Source organism: Gammaproteobacteria bacterium (genome assembly GCA_021647245.1).
Classification (GTDB): domain Bacteria; phylum Pseudomonadota; class Gammaproteobacteria; order RBG-16-57-12; family RBG-16-57-12; genus JAFLJP01.
Genome location: JAKIVC010000001.1, coordinates 93,952 through 107,259, shown reverse-complemented (window position 1 = coordinate 107,259; position 13,308 = coordinate 93,952). Strand labels below are relative to the sequence as shown.

13 protein-coding genes are annotated in these 13,308 nt (G+C 49.8%); all 13 read left to right on the top strand.

Going from position 1 to position 13,308, the window contains the following annotated elements; all coding sequences use genetic code 11:
- The first annotated feature begins 113 nt into the window (after positions 1-113).
- Entirely contained in the window at positions 114-2,294 is a 2,181-nt protein-coding gene (locus L3J94_00550) for a bacteriohemerythrin (protein MCF6217244.1), read from the top strand.
- Between the two features lie 343 nt (positions 2,295-2,637).
- Positions 2,638-3,177: a flagellar basal body-associated FliL family protein gene (locus tag L3J94_00545; GenBank protein ID MCF6217243.1), complete on the top strand. Its 540-nt coding sequence runs from the start codon at positions 2,638-2,640 to the stop codon at positions 3,175-3,177.
- A gap of 9 nt (positions 3,178-3,186) precedes the next feature.
- Positions 3,187-4,200 (top strand): flagellar motor switch protein FliM, encoded by a 1,014-nt coding sequence (fliM, locus tag L3J94_00540; protein ID MCF6217242.1) that lies wholly within the window; start codon positions 3,187-3,189, stop codon positions 4,198-4,200.
- Positions 4,193-4,660, top strand: coding sequence for a flagellar motor switch protein FliN (gene fliN, locus L3J94_00535; protein ID MCF6217241.1), 468 nt, complete (start codon positions 4,193-4,195; stop codon positions 4,658-4,660). The genes fliM and fliN overlap by 8 nt, the downstream gene beginning before the upstream one ends.
- Before the next feature lie 31 nt (positions 4,661-4,691).
- Positions 4,692-5,141 carry a flagellar biosynthetic protein FliO gene (gene fliO / locus L3J94_00530; protein ID MCF6217240.1) on the top strand — a complete coding sequence of 150 codons (450 nt, stop codon included), beginning with the start codon at positions 4,692-4,694 and terminating at the stop codon, positions 5,139-5,141.
- Entirely contained in the window at positions 5,119-5,889 is a 771-nt protein-coding gene (gene fliP / locus L3J94_00525; GenBank protein ID MCF6217239.1) for a flagellar type III secretion system pore protein FliP, read from the top strand. Before fliO ends, fliP begins: the two co-directional genes overlap by 23 nt.
- Before the next feature lie 9 nt (positions 5,890-5,898).
- The gene (gene fliQ / locus L3J94_00520; GenBank protein MCF6217238.1) at positions 5,899-6,168 is read left to right on the top strand and encodes a flagellar biosynthesis protein FliQ; all 270 of its coding nucleotides are present in this window, start codon (positions 5,899-5,901) and stop codon (positions 6,166-6,168) included.
- Positions 6,169-6,173: 5 nt separating this feature from the next.
- Complete coding sequence (fliR, locus tag L3J94_00515; protein MCF6217237.1) at positions 6,174-6,950, top strand: flagellar biosynthetic protein FliR; 777 nt, start codon at positions 6,174-6,176, stop codon at positions 6,948-6,950.
- Positions 6,950-8,086 (top strand): flagellar biosynthesis protein FlhB, encoded by a 1,137-nt coding sequence (gene flhB / locus L3J94_00510; protein MCF6217236.1) that lies wholly within the window; start codon positions 6,950-6,952, stop codon positions 8,084-8,086. The genes fliR and flhB overlap by 1 nt, the downstream gene beginning before the upstream one ends.
- Before the next feature lie 42 nt (positions 8,087-8,128).
- On the top strand, positions 8,129-10,198 hold the full coding sequence (flhA, locus tag L3J94_00505; GenBank protein ID MCF6217235.1) for a flagellar biosynthesis protein FlhA: 2,070 nt from the start codon (positions 8,129-8,131) through the stop codon (positions 10,196-10,198).
- A gap of 35 nt (positions 10,199-10,233) precedes the next feature.
- On the top strand, positions 10,234-11,634 hold the full coding sequence (gene flhF / locus L3J94_00500; protein ID MCF6217234.1) for a flagellar biosynthesis protein FlhF: 1,401 nt from the start codon (positions 10,234-10,236) through the stop codon (positions 11,632-11,634).
- The gene (locus L3J94_00495) at positions 11,627-12,505 is read left to right on the top strand and encodes a MinD/ParA family protein (GenBank protein ID MCF6217233.1); all 879 of its coding nucleotides are present in this window, start codon (positions 11,627-11,629) and stop codon (positions 12,503-12,505) included. The genes flhF and L3J94_00495 overlap by 8 nt, the downstream gene beginning before the upstream one ends.
- Positions 12,502-13,236, top strand: coding sequence for an RNA polymerase sigma factor FliA (locus L3J94_00490; protein ID MCF6217232.1), 735 nt, complete (start codon positions 12,502-12,504; stop codon positions 13,234-13,236). Before L3J94_00495 ends, L3J94_00490 begins: the two co-directional genes overlap by 4 nt.
- Positions 13,237-13,308 lie beyond the last annotated feature (72 nt).

Here is a 13,308-nt window from a genome sequence, read left to right as displayed (position 1 = left end):
GAAGGCCTCATTATATTTAAAATTTGTGATAGGGGACATGGCGGCTATCCTTTTATAATCTATACTTTTCGTCTATGCAGAGAAAAAAGTATCGTCTTGAGTGGAATAGCGGTATGAGTGTCGGTATCGATGTTATCGATAACGAACATAAGATGCTGATTGATATGGTCGCCCGACTATCAGATGCCATTGATAACAATGATGCTGATGAAGTGGTTCTGGAGATATTCGAGCGCCTTGAGCTTTATGTAAAAGAGCACTTCTCTCGGGAAGAGGCGCTGATGGCAGCGTTTAATTATGCTCGTCTGGTTCCCCACAGAAAACAACACCAAAAATTTATAGAAAAAATATCTGAATTCAAAGTGACACTGCAGGAGAACTACTCCATTGCGGTCGCAGAAGAGGTTAACTTATTTCTATTCAACTGGTTAACCAACCACATCCTAATTGAAGATATGCGTTTCTCCTTGCCCGCTTATGAGTGTGGCTTGAGTGATTACCAGGCCAGACAGTTAACTGGATTAAAGGGTTTTGCTATCTGGCTTGGGCGCAATATTCCGCTTAGACAGCGAATATTATTGGCTGCATTGATCCCCATTGGTGGCATATTGCTGTTGAGCCTATTTATCCTTTTTTCCGGTTATCAACAGCTAGGTGATATGAAATCGCTTCTGGTGAAAAATAAGCTATTGCAGACAGTCAATGAGCTTACACATCACTTACAAACCGAGCGAGGCCTCTCCGTAGGCTATATAGCCTCTGAAAACGACTACTATTTTAATAAACTTGCCGACCAGCGGCGTCTCAGTGACCAGCATATTGTACGGTTTAATGATGAGTTGCAGCGTAGTTATGCTGTAACCCTTGGGGTGGATGTTTTACGGCCCATTGAGCAAGCCTGGCAACAGCTACTGCAGCTGAAACGATGGCGTGAAAAAGTAGATGAAAAAATGGTTGCGGAGGGTGACGTTAAACAGTTTTACACCCTGCTGATTGCTGATTTTCTTGATCTTCCGAGCACCCTATTGCAACTCGAAGTGGCCTCTAATATCGCCTTGAAAATGGCCGCTTTTACCTCGGTGTTGCGCCTTCGGGAGTCGGGGGCATTGCAGCGTGATTTGGGGGTTGAGGTCATCGACGCAGTGCACTTTAGTGAAGAGGATCACACGGTTTTTGCCCGTCTGTCAGGTGAGCAACGCGGCATCCAACACTTGATTGAGCAGCTGTTAACCAGCAAGCAGCGAGAGACGCTTCTCGCGCCGTATCAGCTCGAAGCGGCAGCCGTGCAATCTTATCAGGTACAGATATACCAAGCGGCGGCTGATGGCCAGCTCACTCACCTGAGTAGCCAGCGGTGGTTTGAAGTGATGTCGAACAAGCTAAATAAGTTGAAAGTGATCGCCGATCAGCTGGCAGCAGATGTTGAATCTCGTATTCATCATAAAATTCAAATATTGACAGCAAGGCTCAGTTACTATGCTTTTGGGCTCTTGGTTATTTTGGCGCTTATCTCATGCTCATCCTGGTTGTTGAGTTACAGTATTATCTCCCCTGTACACCGTGTTACCAGAGCCATGAAACGTTTGGCGCTGGGGTATCGAGATTTTCATTTTTTCGATAAATTTGCAAAAGATGAGCTGGGTGAAATGGTTGATGCCTATGAGGCTTGCCGTATCAATCTTCTGCGGGCTGATATTGCCGAAACCGTTCACTCTCGGCGGCAGGATTTTAACTTGAAAATAAAGATCAGGGAGCGGGAGCATTATAGAGCGCTCTCGTCAATTGATCCTCTAACCGGTGTATTGAACCGGCGTGAATTCAATAAACGCGCTCAATATGAGATTGAGATGGCGTGGCGTTATGGTCGGCCCTTCTCCTTGATGATGATTGACCTTGATCATTTTAAAAAAATAAATGATCTGTACGGGCATGGGGGCGGTGATACTGTTCTTAAGGAGTTTTGCAACACCTGTTATCGCACTATTCGAGAGATTGATATTCTGGCCCGCGTCGGAGGAGAGGAGTTTGCTATTCTGCTGCCAGAGACAAACGCCAGACAAGCTTACGAGCTGGCTGAGCGGATACGTATAGCGGTCAGTAAATTATCGATTCCTGTGAATGGCGCAGAGGCTTCGGTAACGGTCAGTATCGGCATAGTTGAGTGGTCATCGGCACATCAAAAAGAGATCGAGAAAGTGCTGGCTGATGCTGACTCGGCACTCTATCAGGCTAAAAGTTCGGGGAGAAATCGAAGCATCATCTCTACACCTGTTGATGGCAAAACTACTCACTGAAGAGTTGTTTCAGTAGCATGCGGCCCACCGTAATACCCTCTTTTACATGAAAAAATACCTTTTATCACCCAAGATCGAATGTAATACTTGCCTAGCTATTTCATGGGTTTGTACAAAGACCTCAGACACGTTAAATTGTACATAATTTATGAATTATTCGGGCTTGGTTTCAGGTTGTGGTTGTGTCAAAAAAATAACACCCACTGTTTTGCGGGTGGGTTAAGGTGGGGTGTGAAGGGTGATGACCGTGGTTGTCTTTCTGTATCTATTTGTTTTTGTACGATAAATAAAAAGTGGGCGCAAAATTTGCATTTTGTGTCGCAAGTTTAATGGAGAGTGAGTTATGGCAAAGCCAGAAGAGCTTGATTTGGCAGATAAAGGCGCAAAAGGCGGTAGCAAAAAGATTATTTTAATCGCCGTTCTGGTGCTGGTCGGGATGTTAGCGCTGGTGGGTACCCTGGTGGGTACCTTGTGGGCGTTAGGTGTTATTCCGGCACAACAGGGGGAGTCTGCACAGGTTTCGGCGGAGCAGGTTGAAACAAGCACCGAAGAAGAGCCAAAAGGGCCTGCGGTTTATATGAAGGTTGAGCCACCTTTTGTGGTTAATTTTGATGGGCAGGGAAAAGCACGCTTCCTGCAGGTGACGATGGAGATTGTGGGGCATGACGAGTCGGCGCTGGAGGATGCGATGCATCACATGCCAGCCATTCGCAACGCAATGTTGTTGATTTTAAGCAGCCAAAGTTATGACGTGCTGAGCACGGTGGAGGGGAAAGAGCAGTTGCGCCAGCAGGCGTTAACTGAGGTTCAGGTCATTCTTGAGCGTGAAGTGGGTCACTCCGCCGTTGAAGATCTCTATTTGACCAGCTTGGTGATGCAGTAGGAAGGTACCATGTCAGCTAACGACTTACTCTCGCAAGACGAAATCGATGCGCTGTTACACGGCGTAGATGATGGGGATGTCGAGACAGATAATATGGCCGATGATGGCCAGCCCCATAGCTACGACTTTACCTCACAGGATCGTATCGTTCGGGGGCGGATGCCAACCCTGGAGATGATTAACGAACGTTTTGCCCGTTTCTTTCGTTTTAGTATTTTTAACATGTTGCGCCGTTCGCCGGAGATCACCACCAGTGGTGTCGAAATGATTAAGTTTGGTGAATATGTCCACACTCTTTATGTTCCGACCAGTTTGAATATGATCAAAGTAAAGCCGCTGCGTGGAACCGCGCTATTCGTTATTGACCCTAAGTTGGTTTTTATTTTGGTGGATAACTTTTTTGGCGGTGAAGGGCGTTTTCATGCGCGAATTGAGGGGCGGGAGTTTACACCGACAGAGCAGCGTATTACCCATATGTTGTTGCAAGAGGCCTTCAAGGATATGCAGAAATCCTGGGCGTTGGCGATGGAGGTAGAGTTTGAGTATCAGAGCACAGAAGTTAATCCGCAGTTTGCCAACATTGTAAGTCCTACCGAGGTGGTGGTGGTGAGTAAATTCCATGTAGAACTGGAGGGCGGGGGAGGTGATTTCCACATTACCATGCCTTACTCAATGTTGGAGCCGATTCGAGAGCTATTGGATGCGGGTGTCCAGAGTGATCGTTCAGAGAGGGACGACCGCTGGACTGATGCACTGCGTGAGGGTGTTCAGGATGCCCTGGTGGAGGTTGACTGCCCTCTGACTCGGGCAACGATGTCGTTGCGGGATGTTGTTAAGTTGCAAGCGGGTGATGTTATTCCCATTGAGATGCCGGAGTCATTAACCGGATATATTGAAGGCTTACCCATGTTTCGTGGCCAATATGGCAGTCATAAAGGTAATGCGTGCCTGAAGGTCGATGAGATTATCGTTCGCTCTGAACAGAAACCGAGCCTAACCATAGGAGGCGATGCCGATGAGTGATGAAAAAAACCAGGATGAGATGGCCGACTCTTGGGCGGCAGCCCTTGATGAGCAGACCGGCGAGAGTGGTGATGCCGCAGGTGCAGCAGATGTTGAAGCGGGTGATGCCTGGGCTGATGCTTTAAACGAGCAGGCTGAGGCCGAAGTGGCACCGCTACAGGAGATGTCAGAAAACTCAACTTTCGCCTCTGCGGAGGGCGATGTGAATCTTGATATGATTCTGGATATTCCGGTTGATATTTCAATGGAGATCGGGCGCACCAAAATCAGCATTCGTAACCTTTTACAGCTCACCCAAGGCTCGGTTGTCGAGCTGGACAGACTGGCGGGTGAACCCCTCGATGTGATGGTTAATGGCACACTCATTGCGCACGGAGAGGTGGTGGTGGTTAATGAGAAATTTGGTATCCGTCTAACCGATGTCATCAGCGCCACAGAGCGCATCAAACGCCTGAAATAATATGTTTAAAACTCTATTTATAGTGCTTATATTGGCCCTTTTTCCACTGCTGGTGATGGCCGGGGGTGAGGTGAGCAGTGCCGATGCAGCGGCCACGGCCACGGCTCAAACAGGTGTGTTGGATGTTGGCAGTGCGATACGGTTAGTTCTGGGGCTGTTTGTTGTTCTCTTTCTCATCATCGCTAGCGCCTGGTTGTTTAAGCGCTTTGGCCGCTGGCAGGGGGGTTATACCGATCAGCTGAAAGTTGTCGGTGGTCTGGCCGTGGGGGCGCGTGAGCGTATCGTTTTGGTTCAGGTGGGTGAGCAACAGCTATTGATTGGTATCGCCCCAGGCAATATTCGCACACTGCATGTATTAGATGAATCACTTCCTCCGGTCGATCTTGGCAGTATGGGCAAACCGATAGCAGAAAAGTTTGCAGCGGTTTTGAAAAAACAACGTAACGGGCGAGTGGTGAATGAAGCTTCTACAGAAAAATAGCCCATCCTTTGTTTTGGCCGCGGTGGTACTCCTGTTAATGCTGTGGCCAACACTCTCCATGGCCGCTGACGGTGTGCTGCCGGCAGTGACCGTGACGGATAATCCCGACGGTTCGAAAACCTACTCCGCAACACTGCAAATTCTCTTTTTGATGACCATGCTCAGCCTGCTGCCCGCAGCGCTGATCATGATGACCTCTTTCACGCGGATTATTATTGTATTGGCGGTATTGCGCCATGCCATCGGGCTGGCACAGTCACCCTCGAATCAGATTTTGATTGGCCTGGCACTGTTTCTCACGCTGTTTGTGATGGCACCGGTATTTGAAAAGGTGAATGAGATGGCCGTGCAGCCCTACCTCGCAGATGAGATGAGCCTTCAGGATGCAGTTGTGGCCGGGAGCGGCCCGTTTCGTGAGTTTATGCTAAACCAGACGAGGGATAATGATCTGGAGGTGTTTGCGAAAATATCAGGCACCGAGTATATCGCCTCTCCGGAAGAGATTCCTTTTACATTGCTGTTGCCTTCATTTGTGACCAGTGAGTTGAAAACGGCATTTCAGATCGGCTTTATGATTTTCCTGCCTTTTCTAATTATCGATCTGGTTGTTGCCAGTGTGTTAATGGCCATGGGCATGATGATGCTCTCACCCATGATGATCTCACTGCCCTTTAAATTGATGCTGTTTGTCTTGGTTGACGGCTGGGTTCTGATTATGGGCACCCTGGCATCAAGCTTCTATATGTAGGAGGGAGATATGACTTCAGAAACGGTTCTAACCATTGCCCGGCATGCCATTGAAGTAGCAGTGCTGATGGCGCTGGTGCTGTTGCTGCCAGGATTGATTATCGGTTTATTGGTTGCTGTTTTTCAAGCCGCGACACAGATCAATGAGATGACACTCAGCTTTGTGCCCAAATTGATCTTCACTTTTGGGGTGCTACTCTTTGCCGGGCCATGGCTGTTAAATCTGTTAGTTGATTATACGCGTGGCCTGTTCATGAGTATCCCCTCGATGATTGGTTAGATAGCGTGCACTTTACGACGCCAGAGTTAACCGCCATGGTGGGTGCTTATCTATGGCCCTTTTTTCGTATTGGCGCGATGTTGATGGCGATGCCTTTGATCGGCACAAAAACAGTGCCAAAGCAGGTGCGCCTCGGCTTTGCTCTGGTTTTAACGCTGATCATAGCGCCGCTGGTACCCGCTGTTCCCCAGGTTGACCCCCTCTCTATAGAAGCAATTTTTATCATTTTTCAGCAGATTTTAATCGGCGTTGCGATGGGCTTTGTGTTGCACCTGGTGTTTGCCGTTTTTCTGGTCGCTGCACAGGTGATCTCCATGCAGATGGGGCTTGGCTTTGCGATGATGATTGACCCTCAATCGGGTACCAGCGTTCCTGTTTTGGGGCAGTTTTTTTCGATTGTCGTCACACTGGTATTCCTGTCGCTAAATGGCCACCTGTTGTTAATCGAAATGTTGGCGAATAGCTTTTACACCCTCCCTATCTCCTCTTCAGGCATCTCAACAGATGGCTTTTGGCGGATCGCCTTGTGGGGACAAGAGGTTTTTTCAGGTGCTGTTTTGGTGGCACTGCCTGCCATTGCCGCGCTGCTGTTTGTCACGTTGACGCTGGGTGTGATGACCCGTGCGGCGCCGCAGTTTAATATTTTTGCAGTGGGTATCCCGATTAGCCTTATCTGGGGGTTGATGATCATTTACGTCATTTTACCCGGTCTGATTGAGCAGATTGATGACATGTTTATGAGTGGTTTCCAACTCATTAGTCGCCTGCTAGGCGGTGCCTAATGGCCCAGGACGACAGCGGTGAACGCACCGAAGAACCCACCGCAAAACGATTACAAGAGTCCCGCGAAAAAGGACAAATTCCTCGATCCCGCGAATTAAATACCCTGATGGTTCTTATCGCCAGTGTGCTGGGGCTGCACCTGTTAGGTGCGGGCATTGTTGAAGAGATTTCATCAATTTTCAGAGCCACCCTGCACATTAGTCGCGAAGAGATTTTTGACAGCAGAGCCCCATTGGTGATGTTGAAGCAGGTATTGACGGATGCCTTGCTAATGCTGGTGCCTTTTTTTGCATTGATCGCTATTGTTGCCATCTTCTCGGCAATCATGTTGGGAGGGTGGAGTTTTAGTGTGAAATCACTCGCCTTCAAGGCATCTAAAATGGACCCGATCAAAGGCGTTGGCAGAATGTTTGGTGTCAAAGGGTTGATGGAGTTGGTGAAAGCGTTAGCCAAGTTTTTTCTGATCGCAACCGTGGCTGGACTCTTGTTGTGGAACCAGTTGGAGGAGTTTCTCCAGCTGGGGATGCAGACCGTTGAAGTGGGGATGGCACACTTTGTGGATATCCTCTTTTGGGTCATGCTTATTTTGGTGCTCTCGCTGGTGGTGGTTGCGGCCCTTGATGTGCCTTTTCAGTTATGGGATCACAAGCGGCAGCTGAAAATGAGTATGCAAGAAATCAAGGATGAAACGAAACAGGCTGAGGGTAGCCCTGAGATGAAAGGGCGGATTAGGCAGATGCAGATGGAAGCGGCCCAACAGCGCATGATGCAAGACGTACCAACGGCTGACGTGGTCATCACCAACCCGGATCACTATGCGGTAGCGCTTAGTTACAACCAGAATGAGAGCGGTGCTCCCAAGGTTGTTGCCAGTGGGGTTGACCTGGTTGCACTGCAAATTCGTGCGATTGCCAAGGAGCATGACGTGGCCATTGTAGAGGCGCCACCTCTGGCGCGTGCCATTTATCACAGTGCTGAGATTGGAGCCGAAATTCCGGCAGGGCTCTATGTTTCAGTCGCCAAAATTTTGGCTTATGTCTACCAAGTGGACTTGTATCAGAAACAGCAAGGGGGTAAGCCCAGCTCATTAAAAGAGAGTGACTTACCTATTCCTGATGATTTACGAAGAGATTGATCGTTGATGTTTGAGTTAAAAAAAATCACTCAATTCTTTAAAATGGTAATGAGCAATGGCTTGGGTGCGCCGCTGCTGATGTTGGCAATGCTGGGTATGGTGGTGATACCGATGCATCCGCTTATACTGGATGCGCTATTTACCTTCAATATTGCGCTGGCACTGTTGGTTCTCCTTGCCGCCGTCTACGTTAAGCGACCGCTTGATTTTGGTGTATTTCCGGCTGTTTTGCTGATTGCGACTCTGATGCGACTGGCCCTTAACGTAGCCTCTACTCGAATAGTCTTGCTTGAAGGTCATACCGGAACAGATGCCGCAGGCTATGTGATTGAAGCGTTTGGCGAGTTTGTTATCGGTGGTAACTACGCAGTGGGTATTGTGGTGTTTGCCATATTGGTGATTATCAACTTCGTGGTGGTTACCAAAGGTGCTGGGCGCATATCAGAAGTGAGCGCACGCTTTACTCTTGACTCCATGCCGGGCAAACAGATGGCAATTGATGCTGACCTGAATGCCGGTATGATCGATGCCGACACCGCTAAATTGCGTCGATCAGAAGTGGTGCAGGAGGCTGATTTTTATGGCTCCATGGATGGTGCCAGCAAATTTGTCCGTGGTGATGCTATTGCGGCGATCATGATTCTATTCATCACCCTGATTGGTGGGTTGGCAATTGGTATGGCGCAGCATGATATGCCCTTTGGCGAGGCGGTGCATAACTTCAGCCTGCTGACCATCGGTGACGGGCTGGTGGCGCAAATTCCATCACTGCTGCTCTCTACCGCCGCCGCCATTGTGGTGACCCGTGTCTCCTCGGAGCAGGATATGGGCGGGCAGGTGGCCGACCAACTATTGCAGCCCAGAGCGTTAGCCGTGACGGCCGGTATTATGGTCGTGATGGGGGTCATTCCGGGCATGCCTAACATCGCTTTTTTAAGCTTGGCAGCGCTGTGTGGTGGTGCGGCTTATTGGGCTAAACAGCGCCTCGCCCAGTCGTCAGAGGTAGCCCTTGCGGGAGGGGGTGTCACGGGGCAGGCTGCGGTTTCGCCGGTCGAGCCGGTAGCGGCAGAGCCTGAGGTGAAAGAGCTGGGCTGGGACGATGTACCTCCAGTCGATTTGGTGGGCTTAGAGGTTGGCTATCGCTTGATTCCCATGGTGGACAAATCCCAGGGTGGCGAGTTAATGGGGCGCATCAAAGGTGTCCGTAAAAAACTCTCGCAAGAGTTGGGCTTTTTGATTCCGCCGGTACATATTCGGGATAACCTGGATCTTGCGCCGAACGCTTATCGTCTTATATTGATGGGCGTTACAATTGCTGAAGATGAGGTGTTTCCTGATCGTGATCTGGCACTGAACCCCGGGCAGGTGTATGGCAGCCTGCAAGGGGCTGAGTGCCGGGATCCCGCCTTTGGCTTGGAGGCAGTTTGGATCGAGGATGGACAGAAAGAAAATGCACAGACACTGGGATATACCGTGGTCGACCCCAGTACCGTGGTGGCGACACATTTGAGCCATATATTGCAACGTCACGCCCATGAGTTGATCGGTCGAGAAGAGGTTCAACATCTATTGGACAACCTGGCTAAAAAAGCGCCTAAACTGGTGGAGGAGCTGGTGCCCAATGCGCTGCCACTGGGGGCTGTATTGAAGGTGTTGCAAAACCTGCTGGTTGAAAATGTCACTATTCGGGATATTCGTACGATCGCCGAAACTTTGGCGGATTACGCACCGCAAAGCAAAGACCCTCTCTTTTTGACGGGTGTGGTACGCGTATCGTTGGGACGTGCCATCCTGCAAAATATTGCGGGGCCAGCGGTTGAGCTGGAGGTGATGACACTCGCGCCTAATCTGGAGCAGATACTGCAACGCTCGGTACAACAGGCAGGTGAGGGCGGGATAGAGCCAGGCATGGCTGATAAGTTGCACAGTGCACTGCAAGAGCACACCCAGCGCCAGGAGTCATTGGGCAAGCCCGCTATTCTCCTTGTCTCAGCGCCGATACGCCCGTTAGTGGCGCGATTTGTGCAGCACTCAATCCCAGGGGTGAGTGTGCTCTCATATAATGAAGTGCCGGATGATAAACAGATTAAAATTATCGCCACTATTGGATAGCCATCTATCTATGGCAAGGGCGAAAGGGGCTAGCTATGAAGATTAAGCGTTATTTTGCGGCTGATATTCGCCAGGCGATTCGCCTCGTTCGTGAAGAGCAGGGGGCTGACGCGGTGATCCTTTCCAATCGCAGCGTTGAGGGTGGAGTGGAGATCGTCTCGGCAGTTGATTATGATGAGTCACTCTTTGAAGAGCAAACCGCTGGATCTGTAGAACCCCCGGTCATAAAGCCACCTGCCGTGGCGAAGAAGAGTGAACACCCCGCCCGTTTTGATGATCACTTTCGTGATGATGAGTATCACCCCGACCCCATACGTCAAAAGAGTGTCAATAAGGCAGCGGCACACCACTCTCCCCAAGGTGCCCCTGAAAAAAGAGCCGGTGCGATGCGTCAAAATCGTGCTGCTGCACGAAAAGAGGCCGTCACAACGCCCTCTGAGCGTCAAGTTTTCGACAGATCACCAAGCCATCGTACACCTCAAATGGAGTGGAGCCAGGATCCAGTGCTGGTGGGTATGAAAAATGAGCTAACAGAATTGCGGGGTTTAGTCGAGCAGCAATTGAGTGGCTTTGCATGGGGAAGTATGGTGCGTCAGCATCCGCTGCATGCGCGGTTGATGCGACAGCTAATGACATTGGGATTGAGTGCGCAAGAGAGTATGCGCATCGCAATGGCAGTCAATGAAAAGCAATCTTTTGAACAAGCGTGGCGTTTAGCACTGACGATTATGGAGCAGCGCTTAATGATGACAGAAGATGATATTTTGAGTGATGGCGGTATGGTTGCGCTGGTAGGCCCCACGGGCGTTGGAAAAACTACCGCGATTGCGAAACTGGCAGCACGTTATACGCTGCGTCACGGGGCAGGCCGGGTAGCACTGATCACCACAGACAATTACCGTATCGGCGCTCAGGAGCAGTTGCGTACTTTCGGTCAGATTTTGGGTGCCCCCGTCTATGTTGCCAAAAACTACCAAGAGCTGGCGCAGACTATTGAGGCGATTGATGATAAAGAGCTGATATTGATCGATACCGCAGGGATGAACCCTCAGGACCTTCGACTAACGGAACAACTATCCCGGCTGCGAAGCTCGGTGCATGAGGTGAAGTGTTACCTGGTTCTCTCGGCAAACAGTCAGGCCGCCGGGCTGGAGGTGGCAGTGAATACATTTAAAAAAGTGGGCTTACAAGGGTGTATTATCAGCAAGATTGATGAAACGACCAGCCTTGGTGAGGTACTATCGGTTGTGTTGACTCACAACTTACCCATCGCATACATCAGTGACGGGCAGCAGGTCCCAGAGGATTTGCACCCTGCGCGTGCACATGACCTGTTGGCGCGCTGCATCGCGATGGCCGAGAAACAGAACTGCCCGCTCTCCGATGAAATGGTTGAGCTTCAATATGGAAAGGTGGCCATGAATGCTAATGTCTGAAGGCTACGATCAGGCAGAAGGACTTCGTCGAATGAGTAAAGTAAACCCAGTTAGAGTGTTGACGGTTGCCAGCGGTAAAGGCGGCGTGGGTAAAACAAATATTTCGGTCAACCTCGCGGTGAGCCTTGCCCAGCTAGGCCGTCGAGTGATGGTGATGGATGCCGATCTGGGGCTGGCGAATCTTGATGTTATGCTGGGTCTTCACCCGCAATACAACCTTTCACATGTACTGAGTGGCAAACGAACACTTGAAGAGATCATACTCACAGGGCCGGCGGGTATTCGTATTGTGCCCGCCTCCTCCGGTGTGCAAAATATGGCAGAACTACAGCCCGCACAACATGCGGGTTTAATCCGCTCATTCAGTGAGTTAAGTCATACACTGGACGTGCTGATTATCGATGCCGCAGCGGGTATTTCAGATAGTGTGGTCAGCTTTAGCAAGGCGGCACAAGAGGTACTGGTGGTGGTGTGTGACGAGCCAGCTTCACTCACCGATGCTTATGCGCTGATTAAACTATTAAGCCGTGAACATGGGCTGTTTCGTTTCCGAATTATAGCGAATATGGCCGGTTCTACTCAGGAGGGGCGTGAGCTGTTCAAAAAGTTGACCCGCGTCACAGATAAGTTTTTAGATGTGATGCTGGACTTTGTTGGCGTAGTTCCCTACGATGAATACTTGCGAAAATCCGTGCGCAAACAACGAGCTGTGGTGGAGGCGTTTCCTAGAAGCAAAGCCTCGATGGCCTTTAAAGAGATGGCCAAGCGCATTGAAAATTGGCCAGTGCCCAGTGGGCCTGGAGGGCACGTTGAGTTCTTTGTTGAGCGACTAATACAAGCAGGGCGAAACAGTGAAGAGGGGAAATTATGAGTGGCGTTGCCATGCCTAAAGCTCCAAGAAGTGATATAGCCATCCCTGATAAGATGGTGAAAAAGTATGCCACCTTAGTCAAGCGAATAGCTTACCACCTGATGGGGCGGTTGCCGCCTACGGTTCAGGCGGATGATCTGATTCAATCGGGCATGATCGGCTTACTTGAAGCCGCACGTAATTATGATGAAACACAGGGTGCCAGTTTTGAAACTTATGCCGGTATTCGTGTGCGAGGCTCGATGCTGGATGAGATTCGTAAAAATGATTGGGTGCCGCGTTCAGTACACAAAAAAACTCGAATGGTGGCTGAGGTTGTCAGAGAGATCGAAAACCGTACAGGGCGCGATGCCCGTGACCACGAAATTGCCGAAGGCCTGGGCTTTACCATGAAGGAGTATCACAAGATACTCAAAGATACGGGTGGACAGCGGGTATTTAGTTTCGATGAGATTGGTTTAGATGGTACCTCACTTTCTGAAACCTATGCCGATGAGCGAACCGGGCCATACGAAGGTTTGCAGACCGATGGTTTTCGTAATCACCTGATGGATGCCATTGCTGGCCTGCCTGAGAGAGAGCGACTGGTGATGGGGTTATACTACGACGAAGAACTCAATCTGCGAGAGATCGGAACCATCCTGGGAGTGAGTGAATCCCGGGTGAGTCAAATTCACAGTCAAGCGGTTATTCGTCTGCAAGCGCGCCTGACACCTTGGACTCGGGGCTGATTTATTAATTAAATAAAAAAGCACCTAAACTAAACTCCCCTATAGGCCGAATAGTAACCCATAGTTTATTAC